Genomic DNA, 18217 nt, shown 5'->3' on the forward strand with positions numbered 1-18217 from the left:
GCCGCGCCGGGGCATGAACGCTGCCTTTTTTCTCCATGTTGTTTGCCCTCAAGAAAATTCTGTCTGCGCTGCTGCTGCCGCCGGTGTCCAGCATCGTGCTGGCGCTGTTTGGCCTGTGGCTGGCGCGCTACCACCGCCGCACGGGCAACACGCTGGTGGTGTTGTCGCTGTTGTCGGTGCTGGTGCTGTCCTGGCCGCCGGTGTCGGACGCGCTGGTGCGCAGCCTGGAGCGCTACCCCGCCGTCACGCCGCGCCAGCTGCCCGAGGCGAAGGTGCAGGCCATCGTGGTGCTGGGCGGCGGTGCCGACACCGTGGCACCTGAATACGGGGTGGACGTGCTCAGCCGGGGTGCGCGCGAACGGGTTCGCTATGCCGCCTACCTGCAGCAGCAGACAGGTTTGCCCATCCTGGCCACGGGGGGCTCCACGGGCGGCACACGGGCCGAGGCGCTGGTGATGAAGGATGTGGTGGAGCGGGAGTTCAAGGGCCGGGTGCGCTGGACCGAAGTGGAGTCCCTCGACACCCGCAACAACGCCACCAGGTCGGCCGTCCTGCTCAAGGCTGCGGGCATCGAGCGCATTGCGCTCGTCACCCACGGCTGGCACATGGTGCGTGCCGCCCGGGACTTTGAGCAGGCCGGGCTGCAGGTGCTGCCGGCGCCCATGGGCTTCAAAGGAGGGCAGGCGCGCAAGCTGTATCGCGTGCTGCCGCGCGCCTCGGCGCTGTCCGACAGCAGCCTGGCGCTGCATGAGTGGCTGGGCATCTTGGCCCAGCGTGCTTCGCTGGACCGCTGAGATCAGCCAGCAGCGGGCGTAGCCAAGAAGCGGCTGGCCGCCTCCACCGCCTGCGCATCGGCCTGCACGGCGCCCGGGGGGCCGCCCTTGCCCCACAGCGCACCGCCCCAGGTCATTGACAGGAACTGCGCACACAGCGCCACCGAATCGATCATGGGCTGGGCCTTGTTGCGGTCGCCGCTGGTGGTGATGAGCGACAGCGTCTTGCGGCCCATGGCGTCCTTGAAGTCCAGGCCCGGCACGCGCATCCAGGCGCTCCAGTGGTCAAGGTAGGTCTTGAGCGGCGAGGGGATGCTGTACCAGTACACCGGCGCCACCCACACGATGTGGCTGGCGGCCAGCGTGGCGTCCAGCAGGGTTTTCATGTCGCCCTCAGGCGGTGCGTAGGTGCCGGTGGTGTGGCGCTGGTCCACAAAGGGCGGCAACTGCATGCGCGCCAGGTGGTGCCAGGTTTGCTCCGTGCCCGCAGGCAGGGCGGCGGCGGCTTGCCGCGCCAGCCATTCGGTGTTGCCGAGGTGGCCGGGTTCGCGGGTCGAGGTGGTGAGGAAGAGGTAATGGGGTGCAGACATGGCCGGCATCGTAGCGGCACCGGCCCGTGTCTGCAGGCGCGCTGTGGGCGCCGCCTATCAGGCCGCGACCACGGTGCGCGGCGCGCGCACGGCTTCGGCTCCCAGAAAGCCGAAATTCATTGCAGGCTGCTCGCCGCTGATCAGCTCGGCCAGGGCCTTGCCCGAGCCCGCACCGTGCGTCCAGCCCAACGTGCCGTGGCCCGCGTTCACCCAGAGCTTGCCCACGCGGGTGCGGCCGATGAACGGGATGTTGGTGGGCGTGGCGGGGCGCAGGCCGGTCCAGTACTGCGGGTTGCCGCCTTCCTCGGGCGTGCGGGTGTCGCACACGCCGGGCAGGATGGCTTCGATGCGGCGCGAGAGCATGTGGCAGCGGGCGCGGGCCAGGGAGCTGTCGAGGGTCAGGTCCCAGCCATTCAGTTCAATGGTGCCCGCCACGCGCAGGAAGTTGCCCAGGCGGCTCATGGCGATCTTCTTGCCGTCGTCGATGGTGGAGACCATGGGCGCACCCTCGGGCTTGAGCAGCGGGAAGGTCGCGCTGTAGCCCTTGCCGGGGTAGATCGGCAGGTCCACGCCCACCCTGCGCAGCAGCGGCGCGCTGTACGAGCCGCAGGCCACCACAATGGCGTCCGCCTTCAATATGAAATCTTTTTTGCCGCTTGCGCTAGTGGAATTTGGCATGACTGCTACTGAATCAATAGCATTGCCAATCTTGTTCAGACGCAGCACATCGTGGCCGTACAGGAACTGCACGCCCCGTGCCGCGCAGCGGCGGGCCAGTTCCTGGGTGAAGACCCGCGCATCGCCGCTCTCGTCGGTGCTGGTGTAGGTGCCACCGGTGATCTTGTCGCCGTAGGCCTTGAAGGCCGGTTCGATCTTGAGCAGCTCGTCGCGGCTCACCAGGCGGCGCTGCACGCCGTGCTTGCGCATCAGCTCCACGGCATGGCCTGCGGCGTCGAACGATTTCTGGTCGGTGTAGAAGTGGGCAATGCCGCGTTCGAGCCGGTTGTATTCGATGCCCGTGGTTTTCACCAGGTCCTTCAGCGCGGCGTGGCTGTAGGCGCCCAACGCCACAATCTGCTGCACATTGCGCTCGAACGCCGCATCGTTGCACTGCGCCAGGAACTGCAGGCCCCAGCGCCATTGCTGCCAGTCCATCTGCGGGCGAAACAGCAGCGGCGCTTCTTTGTCGAACATCCACTTGAGCGCCTTGAGCGGCGCCTCGCGGTTGGCCCAGGGCTCGCAGTAGCTCACCGAGATCTGCGCGGCGTTGGCAAAACTGGTTTCGAGTGCTGCATCGGGCTGGCGGTCGATCACGATGACTTCGTGACCGCGTTCCAGCAGGTGCCACGCTGTGCTGATGCCGATGATGCCGGCGCCGAGAACAATGGTTTTCATATGCGGAATGCCTTGTGAGCCTTTGCGTGCCACACGCCCCAGTGCGGGACACGATGGGGCGCAGTGTGCGCGACATTGCATTCAACTAAAAGCAAAATTAAACTTACTCCAAAAACATCAGCGCACCTAATAAATAGCGCTGAGGAGACAACCCTCTTTTGTTCGAGTCCGAGACCATGAGCACCTACGATCCCGCCGCCCTGGAATGCCTTGCCGCCATCGTTGAAGAGGGCGGCTTCGAGCGCGCTGCGCAGCGCCTGAACGTCACGCAGTCGGCCGTCTCGCAGCGCCTGCGTGCGCTGGAGGCGCAGGTGGGCTCGGTGCTCATCGTGCGCAGCCGCCCGCTGCGGCCCACGTCGGCCGGGCAGCTGCTGCTCAAGCACACCAAGCAGATGCGCCTGCTGCGCGCCGACCTGGAGCGCGACCTGCAGGAGCTGGCGCCCAGTGCGCCAGGGGGCTCGCGCGAGGACGAGCGCATTTCGATCGCCATCAACGCCGACAGCATCGCCACCTGGGCCATGGGCGCGCTGCACGATCTGGTGCGCCAGCGCCTGCCGCTCGAAATCATCGTGGACGACCAGGACTTCACCCAGGAATGGCTACGCTCCGGCCAGGTGCTGGGCTGCGTGACCACGCTCAAGCAGGCACTGCGTGGCTGCAAGATGGTGCCGCTCGGGGCCATGCCCTATGTGGCGGTGGCGTCGGCCAGTTATGCGGAGCAGTACCTGCCGCAGGGGCTGACGCCCCACAACTTCCGCGATGTGTCGTTTTTGTCGTTCAACCGCAAGGACGACATGGCGGCCGAGTTTGTGGCCCGTGCGTTCGGGCTCAAGCGCGTGGCGCTCAACCACCTGTTTGTGCCGGGCTCCGAGGCGCAGATGCGCGCGGTGGCCGCTGGCTGGGCCGTGGGCGTGGTGCCAGAACTGCTGGCACGGGGTGCCATTGCCGATGGCAGCGTGGTGGATCTGGCCCCCGGCCGGTCGCTGCCGATCCAGCTGTACTGGCATTGCTGGAACCTGGAGTCCGAGCTGCTGGATGCGTTGTCGTCGGCACTGACGAGCGCTGCGGCCCAGGCGCTGGTGTCCTAAGAACCTGTTCAAAGGCCGTCTGGCTGCGCCCCTGCGGCGGGGCGCGCGGCACGTTTTGTGCTGTCAAAAACGTGAACGACGTAGTTGCATTGCAACTTCGTCATTTATTTTTTTACTGCAATGTATAAAATGGACGCCATGCAAACGCCGCAACCCAAAGTTTCGTTCAAGGAGCAGATGCACCAGGCCCGCGAGGATGCCATCCTCCAGTCTGCCTGCCGCCTGCTGGGTGAAAAGGCCTTCGATGCCATGACCATGGACGACGTGGCCAACGCCGTCGGCATCGCCAAGGCCAGCCTGTACAAGCATTTCTGCAGCAAGGAAGAACTGTGCAGTGCCGCCATGGTGCAGATCCTGGGGCGCGTGCAGACCTACCTGGCGGGCCTGCCCGCCGACATGCCGCCGCTGGAAAAGCTGCATGCGCTGGTGCGCTGGTCGCTGGAACGTCTGCTGACCAACGAGATGCCCCTGCTGCCCAGCCGCAACTCCACGCTACGTGCCGTGCTCATGGCCAACAAGGACTACCTGAACGGGCTGGTGGCGGTGAGCGACCAGATCGGGGAGTGGATCACCCAGGCCCAGGCCCAGGGGGTGATCAGCCCCACGCTGCCGCCGCTGGTGGTGCTCTACACGCTGTATGCGCGCGCCTGCGACCCGGTGGTGAGCTTCCTCAAGGAAGGCGGGCAGTATTCGGACGCCGAAATCGTGGACCTGGTGGTGCGCACCTGTTTTGACGGGCTGGCAGCGCGTTGACTGGGCGGCCCAATCAACCGCACTCATAAAAAAAGCCCGGCGTGCCGGGCTTTTTGCTGTGTGGGTGCTGCGCCGGTGGGGCCGCGCAGCAACTGGGGCCCTGTCACTTCGGCAGGATCACCTTGTCCACCACGTGGATCACGCCATTGCTGGTGAACACGTCGGCCGTCACGATGTTGCTGGTGCGCATGTTCTGGTCGGTGATCACCAAGCTGGAGTTGATGGTGAAGGTCTGGCCCTGCACGGTGGTGATGGCGGTGTTCACAGGCACTTCGGCCTTGAGCACGCGCGCGGGCACCACGTGGTAGGTCAGCACCTGGGTCAGCAGGGTCTTGTTGGCCAGCAGCGCGTCCTTGGTCACGCCCAGCTCGGTGAGCAGCGCCGCAAAAGCGGCGTTGGTGGGGGCAAACACGGTGAAGGGGCCAGCGCCCTGCAATGTGCTCACCAGCCCGGCGGCCACTACGGCCTCGACAAGGATGCTGAAGTCCGGCAGGGCCGAGGCAGTGGCCACGATGTCCTTGTCGGCGGGCAGCAGCACCTTGTCCACCAGATGCACCACGCCGTTGCTGGCCTGGATGTCGGTGCTGGTGATGGTGCTCACGCGATTGCGGCCGTCGGTGATCTTCAGGCCGTTGTTCGACTCGATCTTGAAGAAGCCACCCGACACCGGCGTGATCGCTTTGCCCAGGGGCACATCGGCCCGCATCACCTTGCTGCCCAGCACGTGGTAGGTGAGCACGGCAGTCAGCAGGGGCTTGTTGGCCAGCAGCGCTTCCTTGGTCACGCCCAGTTCGGTCAGCAACGCGGCAAACGCTGCGTTGGTGGGCGCGAACACCGTGAGCGTGCCCGTGCTCAGCGTGGGCGCGAGGCCCGCAGCGACCACGGCTTCGACCAGGATGCTCAGCTCGGGGGTGTTTTGGGCCAGCTCGACGATGTTGCGCTGGGGCTCGTCGTCTCCGCCCCCACAGGCTTGCAGCAGGGAGGTGCTGGCGCCCAGGGCGGCAGCCATCAGGACGGTGCGGCGATTGAATACGGTGTTCATGGCGGCTTCTCCTCGTGAATGGATGGTGGGTGAAAAGAGCGGTGGTGCCGGTGGCTTACTTGGGCATCAGCACCGTGTCGATCGCATGGATCACGCCGTTGCTGGCGGCCACGTCGGTGGCAACGACCTTGGACTGGTCGACCATCACGCCCATGCTCGTGCTCACGGTGAGTTCCTGGCCTTGCACGGTCTTGACCTTGCCGGCCTTCACGTCGCTGGCCATGACCTTGCCGGGCACCACGTGGTAGGTCAGCACCTTGGTCAGTGCGACTTTGTCAGCCAGCAGGCCGTCCAGCGTGGCCTTGGGGATCTTGGCGAAGGCTTCGTCGGTGGGAGCAAACACCGTGAATGGGCCGGGGCCCTTGAGGGTGTCCACCAGACCGGCGGCCTGCACGGCGGCCACCAGGGTCTTGAAGTTGCCCGCTTTCACAGCGGTATCGACGATGTCTTGCGCCATGGCGCTGAAGGTGGCGCCAGCGGTCAGAGCGAGTGCAATCAGGGTCTTCTTCATGGGTCGTTCCTCTCGGTTTCGATGGAATTGACACGCCAAGATGGGCGTGGCGCGAATGTATAACCATTTGGTACGAAAGTAAACTGATTGGTTATTCAATAACCCTTTAGTCGTAACGAGATGAAAAAAAGCCCTGCAAGGCAGGGCTTTTGGGTGGGCGTTGCGCCGTTGTGCGCTGTGGACCTGTGCGCTCAGCGAACGATCAGCAGCGGCACCTTGCTGTGGGCCAGCACCTGGGTGGTCACCGAGCCCATCACCAGCGTGGCGATGGCGCCATGGCCGTGCGAGCCCATGACCAGCAGGTCGAACTTGCCGGTGTCTGCCACCTTGGCAATGGTCTCGCCCACCGCGCCGACCTTGACGCTGCGCTTGGCATCCACCCCGTGGCGGCCCAGGAACTTGCATACCGGGGCGAGGATTTTTTCGGCTTCTTCGGCGTGGTAGTTGTCCACCACTTCCTTGCCCAGCGCGGCACGGGCGCGGGGAGGCAGCGGGGCCTGCACCGTCAGCACGGTGTAGGTGTGGGTGCCGCCCAGCAGTTCTTCGTGGGTGGCCAGGTAGGCCAGCATTTTCTTGGTGTAGGCGCTGCCATCGACAGCAAGCAGGATGTTCATGGTGTTCTCCGAAAAGGGATGGGGCAGACTACTCTGCGCGGGTGCCTGTTGTCTTGACCTGGGTCATGTTGTTCTGTTCGGCGCGTGGCGGATTCGTACGAACCGCATGCTGATCATACGGTGACCACGCAGCGCGGCTGAAACGCTGCCTGCTCGCCCTTGCGCGCGTAACCGAGCGGGTTGGCCACCACCCGACACTGCCAGGGCGATCCATCGCTGCGCTGGCCCTGCGCGGTGTAGTCGCTGGGCGCGTGCAGGTGGCCATGCAGCCACAGCGGGGTGTGCATCAGCAGGTCGTCCAGTGCGTTGCAAAACCCTGCTGTGCCAGGCACCAGGCCGTAGCGGGGGTCGGCGCTGCGCAGGCTGGGTGCAAAGTGGGTGACCACCACGGTGGGGCCGTCAAAAGGCTGCTGCAGCACATCGCGCAGCCACTGCTGGCACACCAGCGCCTGCTCGCGCATGGGTTCGGCCAGAAACGGCTCTGCGTGGCGCGTGCCCCCGGTCTTGCGCAGGTAGAAGTTGGCCGCGCGAAAGGCTTTGTCGCGCAGCTTGAGCCGGCGTGTGAGGTCGGTCGTGCCCTCATGGTCGGCCAGTGCGTCGAAATCGCTCCACAGCGTAGTGCCGACAAAACGCACGCCTTGCAGCACCTGGGTTTCACGCTCCAGCCACACAATGCCCAGGCGCTCGCAGGTCTGGCGCAGCCGCAGGTGCGCGGCATCGAAGTCCTGGGCGTCGTATTCATGGTTGCCGGGCACGAACAGCACCGGGGTCGGCCAGCCCCCATGCTGGGGCAGCGGCGAAAACCGGGCCAGGCCGAAGTCGTCGTCGCCCAGTTGGGAGCCTTGCTGGTAGGAGCCCACATCCCCCGCCAGCACCAGCACGTCGGCGCCGGGAGCGGGTTCGGGCACAAAGTGCGGGTGAGCCTCCAGGTGGAGGTCAGAGAGAAGCTGGATATTCATCAGACTGGAGGGCAGATGGGTGCAGTCTACGGCGTGCCGTGCAGGTCCTGCCCAGGGAAGGTGCGCCGCGCTGACCGCGCGAGGGCTTGCAGCAGCCAGGTCATCGCGGCCTGCTGGGGGCCGCGCCGGCGCCACAGGGCGTCTACGTGTACGGCGGGCACATCCAGCGGCAGGGCCCGTTGCACCAGGGCGTCGGCAATGCCGGTCACCGGCACAAAGTGGCGTGGCAGCACGGTCAACAGGTCCGAGCCCGACACCACCCGCCCTGCCGTGAAAAACTGATTGACCGTGATCACCACCTTACGCTCGCGGCCCAGCGACGCCAGGGCTTCGTCGATGAAGCCAAAAGGGCGGCCCGAAAAACTCACCAGCATGTGCCGCGCGGCGCAGTAGGTGTCCAGCGTCAGCGGGGCGTCGGCCAAAGGGTGGCCCTGGCGCATCACGCACACGTATTCGCCGTCGTACAGCCGGCGGCTTTCAAAGGCCACCACGCCGCCTGATTGCGCCCGCGCGGTGAGGTCGGCCAGCGCTGCGGGAAAGTAGCCCACGGCCATGTCGGCCGCCTCTTCCTCCAGCAGGCGCCGGGGGTCGCGTGTAGTGAGCGGCAGCACGCGGATGGAGATGCCAGGGGCTTCGCGCTCGATGATTTCCACCAGGGCGGGCACCAGCGTCGCCGCCGTGGCATCGGCCATGGCCAGCACAAAGGTGGACTCGGCGGTCGCCGGGTCAAAGTGACCGGGCGCCAGGGACTCCTGCAAATGGGCCAGGGCCTCGCGCACCGGCGGCCACAGGGCCAGGGCGCGCGGTGTGGGCTCCACGCCCTGGCCACTGCGCACCACCAGTTCATCCCCCAGCACCTCGCGCAGGCGCCGCATGGCGTTGCTGACGGCCGGCTGGGTGATCGAGAGCTTGTGCGCCGCACGGGTGAGGCTGCGCTCTGCCATCACTTCGTCGAAAACGCGCAGCAGGTTCAGGTCCAGGGTGCGGAAGTTCAGGGGTGTCATAGTTGGTTATCACCATTATGAATATCCATGATTCAAAATATAAACTTGAACATGCAAAGGGTAAACCCTAATATCACCCCATCGCCCGGCAATCTCGCCACAAGCGTTAGAAAAGGGAAACCGAAATGACCGCCTTTGCACACGTTGAGTACCCCACCGAACACCCCGGCGTTGTCCGCGCCGAAAACGCCGCTGCAGCCCTGAAGGGCGCTGCTGCCCGCTTTGATGGCGCCCGCGGCGCTGCCACCCTCCTGCTCGCGGCCGTGGTGTCCGCACTGCTGGTGGTGGCCAACCAGGTGATCGACACCTGGAGCGAAGGCCACCTGCTGGCCGCCTGGATGGTGCTGTGGCTCGTGGCCTTCGCCGCGCTGGCCCTGCTGACCAGCCCCGCCCGTCGCGCCGGCGTGGCGCTGCGCGGTTCCGCGCTGGCCTGGGCCGAAAGCCGTCGCCGCGCCGCTGAAGACCAGCGCACCTGGCAAGTCGCCCTGAAGGACCCCCGGATCATGGCGGAACTGAACCATGCGATGGGCATCCCCACCGTGGACAGCATCCGCAAGTACTACTGAGGGCATTGCGCGGCACACGCTGCGCAACCCATCCAATTCAAAGCCGTGGCAGACGCCACGGCTTTTTTTATGCCTCGTTCGCGATGCACTGCTCCTGATGCTCCAGGTCATTGCTGTTGCTGCAACGCGGTGGCGAAAAAAAGCCGCCCCGCGAGGGCGGGACGGCTTTGAGCGGGAAGCTTCCTGGATCGGACGGTCGTATCAGGCCGCCAGGCGCTTTTCCAGTTGCGCCTTGGTATCGAGCAGCGCTCGGGGCAGGTGGTAGGCCAGCTGCTCAAAGTGGGCGGTGTGCAACTTGAACTCTTCCGTCCATGCGGCCTTGTCGATGCTGGTCACAGCGTCGAACTTCTGGGCACTGAAATCCAGACCGGTCCAGTTGATCTCGGCGTACTGCGGGGCCACGCCAAACATGGTTTCCTGGCCTTGGGCCTGGCCTTCGATGCGGTCGATCATCCACTTGAGCACGCGCATGTTGTCGCCATAACCGGGCCAGACGAACTTGCCGGCTTCGTCCTTGCGGAACCAGTTCACGCAGAACACCTTGGGCAGCGCCTTGCCGGTGGCGGCAATTTGGCCTTCCATGTTCAGCCAGTGCTGGAAGTAGTCGCTCATGTTGTAGCCGCAGAACGGCAGCATGGCGAACGGGTCCCGGCGCACCACGCCCTGGGCGCCAAAGGCGGCGGCGGTGGTTTCGGAACCCATGGTCGCAGCCATGTACACGCCTTCGGTCCAGGTGCGGGCTTCGGTCACCAGCGGCACGGTGGTGGAGCGGCGGCCGCCGAAAATGAAGGCGTCAATGGCTACGCCATTGGCATCGTCCCACTGGGGGTCGAGCGCTGGGTTGTTGGTGGCAGCCACGGTGAAGCGCGAGTTGGGGTGCGCAGCCTTGGCGCCGGTTTCCTTGGCGATCTGGGGCGTCCAGTCCTTGCCTTGCCAGTCGATCAGGTGGTCGGGCAGCTTGCCAGTGTCCTTTTCCATACCTTCCCACCACACGTCGCCGTCATCCGTCAGGGCCACGTTGGTGAAGATCACGTCCTTGTCCAGGCTGCGCATGCAGTTGGGGTTGGTGTGCATGTTGGTGCCGGGGGCCACGCCAAAGTAGCCAGCCTCGGGGTTGATGGCGTACATCTTGCCGTCGGCATGGGGCTTGATCCAGGCGATGTCGTCACCGATGGTGGTGACCTTCCAGCCGGCAAAGCCCGCCTCGGGCGGCACCAGCATGGAGAAGTTGGTCTTGCCGCAGGCGCTGGGGAAGGCCGCAGCCACGTGGTACTTCTTGCCCTCGGGGTTGGTCACGCCCAGGATGAGCATGTGTTCGGCCAGCCAGCCTTGGTCACGGCCCATGGTGGAGGCGATGCGCAGGGCCAGGCACTTCTTGCCCAGCAGCGCATTGCCGCCGTAGCCCGAGCCGTACGACCAGATCTCGCGCGTTTCGGGGTAGTGCACGATGTACTTGACCTTGGGGTTGCAAGGCCAGCTAGTCGTGTCCTTCTCGCCTTCGGCCAGGGGCGCGCCCACGGTGTGCATGCAGGGCACGAACTCGCCTTCCACGCCCAGCACGTCGTACACGGCCTTGCCCATGCGGGTCATCAGGCGCTGGTTGACGGCCACGTAGGCGCTGTCGGTAAGCTCCACGCCGATGTGGGCGATGTGGCTGCCCAGCGGGCCCATGCTGAAAGGCACCACGTACATAGTGCGGCCCTTCATGCAGCCTTCAAATAGAGGCTGCAGCGTGGCGCGCATTTCAGCGGGGGCCATCCAGTTGTTGGTGGGGCCGGCATCTTCCTTGGCGGCCGAGCAGATGTAGGTGCGGTCTTCCACACGGGCCACGTCCGATGGGTCAGACCAGGCCAGGAAGCTGCCAGGGCGCTTGGCGGGGTTCAGCTTCTTGAAGGTGCCGGCATCGACCAGCTGCTGGCACAGGCGGTCGTACTCTTCCTGGGAGCCATCGCACCAGTAGATGCTGTCGGGCTTGCACAGGGCGGCCATGTCGGCCACCCAGGCGAGCAGCCGGGCGTTTTTGACGTAAGCGGGGGCGTTGAGATTCAGGCCCTGCATCGTGGGTGCGTTCATCGGGGAGCTTCCTAAGTTGAAAAAACGTTTTTCCAAAGGAAGCGGACCGAACGGGTCACGGCGAGGCCTGGCGCAATTGCGGTGCTGAGCGCTGCCTTTGAAAAAACGGCTTTCGTGCTCAGTCGGCGGGCGGGAGCGTGTGTCAGCCCCACGGGTGGAGGCTAGTTCCACGGATTCCGCGGGTCGGCTGGGATGTCAATTTTATGAATCTGCCACCCATTTGTCTGTCAGACAGGGGTCAAAATCATGCAAAAATAACATAGGTTTATGCATGGTTCTTGCCCCATCTTCGTGGACTTTGGGGCTAGGCGGTCGTGGCACCGCTCCAGCGCTCATAGCCGCTTTTGCGCAGCGCGCAGGCCGGGCAGGTGCCGCAGCCGTAGCCCCACGCATGCAGCGTGTCGCGCACGCCGTGGTAGCAGGTGTGCGAGTCGTTCACGATCAGATCGACCAGTGTCTGCCCACCGAGGGCCCGGGCCAGCTCCCAGGTCTCGGCCTTGTCCAGCCACATGAGTGGGGTATCGAAGGTGAAACGCTGTCCCATGCCCAGCGACACCGCGACCTGCAGCGCCTTGAGCGTGTCGTCACGGCAGTCGGGGTAGCCCGAAAAGTCGGTCTCGCACATGCCGCCCACCAGAGTGTGCAGGCCACGCCGGTAGCCCACGGCGGCCGCCAGCTGGAAGAACAGCAGGTTGCGCCCTGGCACAAAAGTGTTGGGCAGGCCGGCGGCGGTCATCTGGATCTCGGTGTCGCTGGTCAGGGCGGTGTCGCTGATGTGGCCCAGGACCGCCAGGTCCAGCATGTGGTCCTCGCCCAGCCGGGCGTTCCACTGCGGAAACTGCGCGCGCAGCGATGACAGCACCGTCTGCCGCGCCTGCAGTTCGATATGGTGGCGTTGGCCATAGTCAAAGCCGATGGTTTCGACATGGGCAAAGTGCTCCAGGGCCCAGGCCAGGCAGGTGGTGGAGTCTTGGCCTCCGGAAAAGAGGACGAGTGCGTGTCCGGGTCTCATGGGGGTTCTCCTGGTCAAACGAGGATGGGAGTGGGGGCTGGACGAAAAAAAACCCCGCACTGCGGGGCTGTGGTGGAGGCCTGCCGGAGCGGTCAGGCCATCATCACGGCGATGAACGCCAGCAGGAACATCATGATGCCGCCCACCACCGGCAGCACGACGGGGACCACGTGAACGACGTTTTCCACAGGGTCGTTCGATGGTGTTGCGGGGGCGTGCGAGTTGTTGTGGTCAGACATGGTGGGCTCCAGATGCTTAAAACTTGCGCAATTCTAGCCGCGAGAACCTGTGCAGGGGCAAAACCCTGTGGTCTCTATGAACAGGCTCTCAGATCAGGTCGGCCTGCATGCCCGCCGCCCGCAGCTGTCCCAGCACCTCATCCACATGGGGCTTGCCCCGGGTTTGCAGCACCAGTTCGATCTCCACGTTCTGCGCGGCCAGCATGGTGAAGGCGCGCTGGTGGTGCACTTCCTCGATGTTGGCGCCCGCGTCGGCCACGGTGGCGGTGATGCGCGCCAGCACGCCGGGCACATCGCGTGCGCTGACCTTGATGCGCGCCAAGCGCCCCGAGCGCACCATGCCGCGCTCGATGATGGCCGCCAGCAGCAGCGGGTCGATGTTGCCGCCGCACAGCACCAGGCCCACGCGCTTGCCCTGGAAGCGTTCGGGGTAGCGCACCAACGCCGCCAGGCCGGCGGCGCCTGCGCCTTCGACGAGGGTCTTTTCGATCTCCAGCAGCATCAGCACCGCCTGCTCGATGTCGCCCTCGTCCACCAGCACCAGGTCGTCCACCAGGCGTTTGACGATCTCCTGTGTGATCTTGCCCGGCGTTCCCACGGCAATGCCCTCGGCTATTGTTGACGTGCCCTGCGGGTGGTGCGTGCCCTTGACGGCGTTGACCATGGCCGGAAAGCGTGCGGTCTGCACACCAATGATCTCGATGCCCGGCTTGAGCGCCTTGGCGGCCGTGGCCACACCCGAGATCAGCCCGCCGCCGCCCACGGCAATCACCAGCGTGTCGAGGTCGGGCACGGCCTGCAGCATCTCCAGGCCCAGAGTGCCCTGTCCCGCAGCCACGCCTTCATCGTCATACGGGTGCACAAAGGTCAGGCCCTGCGCGTCTGCCAGCGCATAGGCATGGGCGCGGGCTTCTTCCAGCGTGTCGCCATGCAGCACCACCTCGGCGCCAAATCCGCGCGTGCGCTCCACCTTCACGCCGGGCGTGAAGCGCGGCATCACGATGACTGCGCGCAGGCCCAGGCGCTGTGCGTGGTAGGCCACGCCCTGGGCATGGTTGCCGGCGCTCATGGCCACCACGCCGCGCGCACGCTCCTCGTCGGTCAGCAGCGTGAGACGGTTGCAGGCGCCGCGCTCCTTGAAGGACGCGGTGAACTGCAGGTTCTCGAACTTGAGGAACACCTGCGCACCCACGATCTGCGAGAGCGTCTTGGATTCGACACAGGGGGTGTCCAGCACCTGGCCTTGTAAGCGGGTGGCGGCGTCGCGGATGTCTTGAAGGGTCAGCATGGGCCGATTGTGGCGCAACCCGCGCCGGTGGAGCGCGGCGGCAGGTGCTGGCCGAAAAATGGAGTGAAAAGTGCCCCAAGCGCTAGAGGATCATGCGTTAGCAGCTATCAATTTTGATGATCTATTTGAGACCCAGCCTGCGCGCCAGCTTGTGCAGGTTGCTCGCGTCCACCTCCAGCGCACGCGCGGCCTGGGCCCAGTTGCCCTGGTGGCGCGCCAGCGCCTGGGTGATGGCGTGCCGCTGGCAAGCATCCACGGCGTCGCGAAGCGGGCTGCCGGCTGTGTCCGTCGTGGAGGCAGTCGCGGGTGGCTCTGTGGCCTGAGCGGGAGCACTCGCGTCCAGCGGGGCAGGGGCCGCGCTGGCGGCGTGAGCGTCCAGGTCCAGCAGCACGGGCTCCAGGGTCACGATGTCGGTGCGGCTCACGCCCCGGCTCAGCGCCTTGAGGGCGGCCCGGCTGATCACATGCTCCAGCTCGCGGATATTGCCGGGCCAAGGGTATCGGCGCAGCGCCTCTTGCGCTCTGGCCGACAGCCGCAGGCTGCGCAGACCGAGGCGCGCACGGTTCAACTCCAGAAACCGGCCCGCAATGAGCAGCACATCGTTGCCCCGCTCGCGCAGCGGCGGGATGGGCACGGGGTACACGGAGAGCCGGTGGTACAGGTCAGCGCGAAAGTCGCCCGCAGCCACCTGCTCGCGCAGGTTGCGATTGGTGGCGGCGACCACCCGCACGTCCACACGGCGTGGCCGGTCGGCGCCCAGGCGCTGGATTTCGCCGTTCTGCAGCGTGCGCAGCAGCTTGGCCTGCACGGCCAGCGGCAGCTCGCCCACCTCGTCCAGGAACAGCGTGCCGCCCTCGGCGGCCTCAAAGCGCCCGGGCCGGTCGGTCACTGCGCCCGAGAACGCGCCGCGCACGTGGCCAAACAGCTCGCTCTCGGCCAGCGACTCCGGCAGCGCCGCGCAGTTCACGTGCACCAGCGGGCACGCAGCGCGTGGCGACTGGCGGTGCAGCAGGCGCGCAAACAGCTCCTTGCCCACGCCGGTTTCGCCCAGCAGCAGCACGGGCAGGTCCGAGCCCGCCACCACCTCCAGCTCGTGCAGCAGGCGCAGCAGGGGCTCGCTCTGGCCGACGATCTCCATGTCGCCCTCGCCCGCGCGGGTGGTGCGCTCATCCTCGGCGCCACGGGTGTGGGGGGCGCTGCGCAGCGCCTGCACCTCGCGCTCCAGCCGTGAGATGCGCACGGCGGCCTCCACCAGTACCTTGCAGTCGGCCAGCGCAGCGCGTGCAGCCTCGCCAAAAGTGCCGGTCTGCAGGGCGTCGAGCGTGAGCACGCCCCAGGGCTGACCGTCCACCTGCAGGCTAATGCCCATGCAGTCGTGCACGGGCAGGGGCTCGCCCACCAGGGTGTCGAGCAAGCCGTCGTAGGGGTCGGGCAGGGTGCTGTCGTGGTCAAAGCAGGTCACCTCCCGCCGCGCCAGGATGGCCGCGAGCCGCGGGTGCTGGCTGACGGCAAAGCGGCGCCCCAGCGCCTCGCGCACCAGGCCGTCCACGGCGACGGGTCGCAGATGGTCCTGTTCCAGCTGCAGCAGCGCCACAGCGCCGCAGTGAAAGCGGGCGCGCAGGTGGTCCACCAGCCGCTGCAGGCGCACGGCCTGCGGCAGATCGGTGGACAGGTCGGCCAGCAGGGGTTGGTGATCCATGGTGTTTTTTACCTCGTATGGGTGAATTTAACCCCAATCCACTGGGGTAATAAATACCGTGAACTTTATAAGTAATTGATTTTATTGGGCGCCGCCGTTGGCCCGGCGCTTGCGATAGGGGGGTGGATCGATTCACTCGTCACCTCACCATGATCTTCACATCCTGTCCACCTGCGGCCTGCCTGGCCCTCCGGGCGGTCCATCACGCCGCCTGTCTCGCTGTGGCCCGCCCTCGCTGGCCCCGCCCGTTCGCCGTTTCATCGAAGCAGGAGGCCCGCCATGGGTAACTACCGCAAGCTCTGGTTCACGCTGATCGGCGTGCTCATCGTCACCTTCAGCCTGCTGGGCTACTACGGCGCCGAGGTGTACCGCACCGCACCGCCCATTCCCGCCAAGATTGAAACGGCCGGGGGCGAAGTCCTCTACACCCACGACAGCATCCTGGACGGCCAGACCGCCTGGCAGTCGGTGGGCGGCATGCAGCTGGGCTCCATCTGGGGCCATGGTGCCTACCAGGCCCCGGACTGGACGGCCGACTGGCTGCACCGCGAGCTGCTCAACTGGCTCGACGTCGCGGCCGAGCGCGCGCACGGTAGGCCTTTTGCAGACATCGACGCCGCCGCGCAGGCTGTGCTGCGCGACCGCATGAAGACCGAGTACCGTACCAACACCTACAACCCCGAAACGGGCGTGGCCATGGTGTCGTCCACGCGGGCCGATGCGATCGCAAAAACGGCGCTGTATTACGACCAGCTTTTCAGCGATGCGCCCGCGCTGCACAAGACCCGCGAGCATTTCGCGATGAAGGAGAACACCTTGCCCAACGCCGAGCGTCGCGCGCAGATGATGGGCTTCTTCTTCTGGACGGCCTGGGCCGCCGCCACCGAGCGACCGGGTACGACAGCAACGTATACCAACAACTGGCCGCACGAACCGCTCATCGGAAACAAGCCTACCGCAGAGAACATGGTGTGGTCGGTGATGAGCGTGGTCGTGATGATGGCGGGCGTGGGCTTCCTCGTGTGGGGCTGGGCGTTTTTGCGCAAGCACGACGAGGCCGACCCCGAGCCGCCCCGCCAGGACCCGTTGGCACGTGTGCCGCTCACGCCCTCGCAGCGTGCCCTGGGCAAGTACCTGTTCCTCATCGTCGCGCTGTTCAGCTTCCAGGTGCTGCTGGGCGGTTTCACGGCGCACTACACGGTGGAAGGCCAGCAGTTCTACGGCATCGACGTGTCGCAGTGGTTCCCGTACTCGCTGGTGCGCACCTGGCACATCCAGAGCGCGCTGTTCTGGATCGCCTCGGGCTTTTTGGCGGCCGGCTTGTTTCTCGCTCCGCTCATCAACGGCGGCAAAGACCCGGCGTACCAGAAGCTGGGCGTGGACATCCTGTTCTGGGCGCTGGTGGTCGTGGTGGTGGGCTCGTTCGCGGGCAACTACCTGGCCATTGCGCAGATCATGCCGCCCGAGTGGAACTTCTGGCTGGGCCACCAGGGCTATGAATACGTGGACCTGGGCCGCCTGTGGCAGATCGGCAAGTTCACCGGCGTGGCCTTCTGGCTGGTGCTGATGTTGCGCGGCATCCTGCCGGCGTTCCGCCAGCCCGGCGACAAGAACCTGCTGGCGCTGCTTTCTGCATCGGTCATCGCCATCGGCCTGTTTTACGGCGCCGGCTTCTTCTATGGCGAGCGCACGCACCTGTCGGTGATGGAGTACTGGCGCTGGTGGGTGGTGCATCTGTGGGTCGAGGGCTTCTTTGAAGTCTTCGCCACCACGGCGCTCGCCTTCATTTTCTCCACGCTGGGGCTGGTGTCGGTGCGCATGGCCACCACGGCCAGCCTGGCCTCGGCCTCGCTCTTCATGCTGGGCGGCGTGCCTGGCACCTTCCACCACCTGTACTTTGCCGGCACCACCACGCCGGTGATGGCGGTGGGCGCAGCCTTCAGTGCGCTTGAAGTCGTGCCCCTGGTGGTACTGGGCCACGAGGCCTGGGAACACTGGCGCCTGCAGCACCGCGCGCCCTGGATGGCGCGGCTGCGCTGGCCGCTGATGTGCTTCGTCGCCGTCGCCTTCTGGAACATGCTGGGCGCGGGCGTCTTTGGCTTCATGATCAACCCGCCCATCTCGCTGTACTACGTGCAGGGCCTGAACACCACGCCCGTGCATGCGCATGCCGCGCTGTTCGGTGTTTACGGCTTCCTGGCGCTGGGCTTCACGCTGCTGGTGCTGCGCTACATCCGGCCGCAGCTGGTGTTCAGCGACCGGCTCATGGCCACGGGCTTCTGGTGGCTCAACGCGGGCCTGGTGCTGATGATTGCCACCAGCCTGCTGCCCATCGGCCTGTTCCAGTTCCACGCCAGCGTGAGCGAAGGCCTGTGGTACGCCCGGGGCGAGGCCTTCATGCAGCAGCCCTTCATCCAGACGCTGCGCTGGGTGCGCACCTTCGGCGACGTGGTCTTCATCGTCGGCGCGCTGGCCGTGGCCTGGCAGGTGGTGAGCGGCGTGTTGGGCTCGCGCGCACCGGCCGTCCCTGCGGGCGCCACCCTGGCGGAGACCCGCCGCTGACCCGCGCCGTGCGCTGCCACCACAATCCCCGGCGGCAGCGCAGGCCCTT

General features: G+C 65.9%; 17 protein-coding genes. 5 read left to right on the forward strand and 12 right to left on the reverse strand.

The window, feature by feature from the left end; genetic code table 11:
- Nucleotides 1–35 precede the first annotated feature (35 nt).
- On the forward strand, nt 36–794 hold the full coding sequence (locus tag ACOYR4_RS00805) for a YdcF family protein (protein ID WP_015011992.1): 759 nt from the start codon (nt 36–38) through the stop codon (nt 792–794).
- 2 nt (nt 795–796) lie between these two features.
- Here the strand turns inward: ACOYR4_RS00805 and ACOYR4_RS00810 are convergent, their stop codons facing one another.
- Nucleotides 797–1372: a flavodoxin family protein gene (locus ACOYR4_RS00810; protein ID WP_060984910.1), complete on the reverse strand. Its 576-nt coding sequence runs from the start codon at nt 1370–1372 to the stop codon at nt 797–799.
- A gap of 48 nt (nt 1373–1420) precedes the next feature.
- Nucleotides 1421–2758, reverse strand: a complete 1338-nt coding sequence (locus ACOYR4_RS00815) for a D-amino acid dehydrogenase (protein ID WP_422848322.1) — start codon at nt 2756–2758, stop codon at nt 1421–1423.
- Between the two features lie 176 nt (nt 2759–2934).
- Between ACOYR4_RS00815 and ACOYR4_RS00820 the strand changes: the two genes are divergently transcribed.
- Complete coding sequence (locus tag ACOYR4_RS00820; protein ID WP_291443373.1) at nt 2935–3846, forward strand: LysR family transcriptional regulator ArgP; 912 nt, start codon at nt 2935–2937, stop codon at nt 3844–3846.
- A gap of 129 nt (nt 3847–3975) precedes the next feature.
- Nucleotides 3976–4599: a TetR/AcrR family transcriptional regulator gene (locus ACOYR4_RS00825; RefSeq protein ID WP_108626237.1), complete on the forward strand. Its 624-nt coding sequence runs from the start codon at nt 3976–3978 to the stop codon at nt 4597–4599.
- A gap of 103 nt (nt 4600–4702) precedes the next feature.
- On the opposite strand, the gene ACOYR4_RS00830 is transcribed toward ACOYR4_RS00825, so the two are convergent.
- From ACOYR4_RS00830 to ACOYR4_RS00850, 5 genes are all read right to left on the reverse strand, one after another.
- Nucleotides 4703–5641, reverse strand: coding sequence for a fasciclin domain-containing protein (locus ACOYR4_RS00830; RefSeq protein WP_422848323.1), 939 nt, complete (start codon nt 5639–5641; stop codon nt 4703–4705).
- A 55-nt stretch (nt 5642–5696) separates the two neighbouring features.
- Nucleotides 5697–6152, reverse strand: a complete 456-nt coding sequence (locus ACOYR4_RS00835; protein WP_422848324.1) for a fasciclin domain-containing protein — start codon at nt 6150–6152, stop codon at nt 5697–5699.
- Nucleotides 6153–6343: 191 nt separating this feature from the next.
- Entirely contained in the window at nt 6344–6766 is a 423-nt protein-coding gene (locus ACOYR4_RS00840) for a universal stress protein (RefSeq protein ID WP_015011999.1), read from the reverse strand.
- A 113-nt stretch (nt 6767–6879) separates the two neighbouring features.
- Entirely contained in the window at nt 6880–7725 is an 846-nt protein-coding gene (locus ACOYR4_RS00845) for a metallophosphoesterase (RefSeq protein WP_422848325.1), read from the reverse strand.
- A 26-nt stretch (nt 7726–7751) separates the two neighbouring features.
- Nucleotides 7752–8729 carry a LysR family transcriptional regulator gene (locus ACOYR4_RS00850; protein WP_422848326.1) on the reverse strand — a complete coding sequence of 326 codons (978 nt, stop codon included), beginning with the start codon at nt 8727–8729 and terminating at the stop codon, nt 7752–7754.
- Nucleotides 8730–8854: 125 nt separating this feature from the next.
- On the opposite strand from ACOYR4_RS00850, the gene ACOYR4_RS00855 reads away from it, so the two are divergent.
- Entirely contained in the window at nt 8855–9295 is a 441-nt protein-coding gene (locus ACOYR4_RS00855; RefSeq protein ID WP_422848327.1) for a hypothetical protein, read from the forward strand.
- Between the two features lie 201 nt (nt 9296–9496).
- Here the strand turns inward: ACOYR4_RS00855 and ACOYR4_RS00860 are convergent, their stop codons facing one another.
- The 5 genes from ACOYR4_RS00860 to norR all read right to left on the reverse strand — a co-directional run bounded on the left by ACOYR4_RS00860 (nt 9497) and on the right by norR (nt 15606).
- Nucleotides 9497–11368 (reverse strand): phosphoenolpyruvate carboxykinase (GTP), encoded by a 1872-nt coding sequence (locus tag ACOYR4_RS00860; protein ID WP_422848328.1) that lies wholly within the window; start codon nt 11366–11368, stop codon nt 9497–9499.
- Between the two features lie 304 nt (nt 11369–11672).
- Nucleotides 11673–12380 carry a 7-cyano-7-deazaguanine synthase QueC gene (gene queC / locus ACOYR4_RS00865; RefSeq protein ID WP_422848329.1) on the reverse strand — a complete coding sequence of 236 codons (708 nt, stop codon included), beginning with the start codon at nt 12378–12380 and terminating at the stop codon, nt 11673–11675.
- A gap of 92 nt (nt 12381–12472) precedes the next feature.
- On the reverse strand, nt 12473–12619 hold the full coding sequence (locus ACOYR4_RS00870; RefSeq protein ID WP_199737436.1) for a hypothetical protein: 147 nt from the start codon (nt 12617–12619) through the stop codon (nt 12473–12475).
- 88 nt (nt 12620–12707) lie between these two features.
- Entirely contained in the window at nt 12708–13907 is a 1200-nt protein-coding gene (locus ACOYR4_RS00875; protein WP_422848330.1) for a threonine ammonia-lyase, read from the reverse strand.
- Nucleotides 13908–14028: 121 nt separating this feature from the next.
- Nucleotides 14029–15606 (reverse strand): nitric oxide reductase transcriptional regulator NorR, encoded by a 1578-nt coding sequence (gene norR, locus ACOYR4_RS00880; RefSeq protein ID WP_422848331.1) that lies wholly within the window; start codon nt 15604–15606, stop codon nt 14029–14031.
- A 279-nt stretch (nt 15607–15885) separates the two neighbouring features.
- On the opposite strand from norR, the gene ACOYR4_RS00885 reads away from it, so the two are divergent.
- Complete coding sequence (locus tag ACOYR4_RS00885; RefSeq protein WP_422848332.1) at nt 15886–18168, forward strand: nitric-oxide reductase large subunit; 2283 nt, start codon at nt 15886–15888, stop codon at nt 18166–18168.
- The last annotated feature ends 49 nt before the right edge of the window (nt 18169–18217 follow it).

This window comes from Acidovorax sp. M14, from assembly GCF_049331375.1.
Taxonomy (GTDB): domain Bacteria; phylum Pseudomonadota; class Gammaproteobacteria; order Burkholderiales; family Burkholderiaceae_C; genus Acidovorax.

Coding starts and splice junctions, on each gene's coding strand:
- ACOYR4_RS00805 (WP_015011992.1), top strand. CDS start 36: ATGTTGTTTGCCCTCAAGAAAATTCTGTCTGCGCTGCTGCTGCCGCCG.
- ACOYR4_RS00810 (WP_060984910.1), bottom strand. CDS start 1,372: ATGCCGGCCATGTCTGCACCCCATTACCTCTTCCTCACCACCTCGACC.
- ACOYR4_RS00815 (WP_422848322.1), bottom strand. CDS start 2,758: ATGAAAACCATTGTTCTCGGCGCCGGCATCATCGGCATCAGCACAGCG.
- ACOYR4_RS00820 (WP_291443373.1), top strand. CDS start 2,935: ATGAGCACCTACGATCCCGCCGCCCTGGAATGCCTTGCCGCCATCGTT.
- ACOYR4_RS00825 (WP_108626237.1), top strand. CDS start 3,976: ATGGACGCCATGCAAACGCCGCAACCCAAAGTTTCGTTCAAGGAGCAG.
- ACOYR4_RS00830 (WP_422848323.1), bottom strand. CDS start 5,641: ATGAACACCGTATTCAATCGCCGCACCGTCCTGATGGCTGCCGCCCTG.
- ACOYR4_RS00835 (WP_422848324.1), bottom strand. CDS start 6,152: ATGAAGAAGACCCTGATTGCACTCGCTCTGACCGCTGGCGCCACCTTC.
- ACOYR4_RS00840 (WP_015011999.1), bottom strand. CDS start 6,766: ATGAACATCCTGCTTGCTGTCGATGGCAGCGCCTACACCAAGAAAATG.
- ACOYR4_RS00845 (WP_422848325.1), bottom strand. CDS start 7,725: ATGAATATCCAGCTTCTCTCTGACCTCCACCTGGAGGCTCACCCGCAC.
- ACOYR4_RS00850 (WP_422848326.1), bottom strand. CDS start 8,729: ATGACACCCCTGAACTTCCGCACCCTGGACCTGAACCTGCTGCGCGTT.
- ACOYR4_RS00855 (WP_422848327.1), top strand. CDS start 8,855: ATGACCGCCTTTGCACACGTTGAGTACCCCACCGAACACCCCGGCGTT.
- ACOYR4_RS00860 (WP_422848328.1), bottom strand. CDS start 11,368: ATGAACGCACCCACGATGCAGGGCCTGAATCTCAACGCCCCCGCTTAC.
- queC (WP_422848329.1), bottom strand. CDS start 12,380: ATGAGACCCGGACACGCACTCGTCCTCTTTTCCGGAGGCCAAGACTCC.
- ACOYR4_RS00870 (WP_199737436.1), bottom strand. CDS start 12,619: ATGTCTGACCACAACAACTCGCACGCCCCCGCAACACCATCGAACGAC.
- ACOYR4_RS00875 (WP_422848330.1), bottom strand. CDS start 13,907: ATGCTGACCCTTCAAGACATCCGCGACGCCGCCACCCGCTTACAAGGC.
- norR (WP_422848331.1), bottom strand. CDS start 15,606: ATGGATCACCAACCCCTGCTGGCCGACCTGTCCACCGATCTGCCGCAG.
- ACOYR4_RS00885 (WP_422848332.1), top strand. CDS start 15,886: ATGGGTAACTACCGCAAGCTCTGGTTCACGCTGATCGGCGTGCTCATC.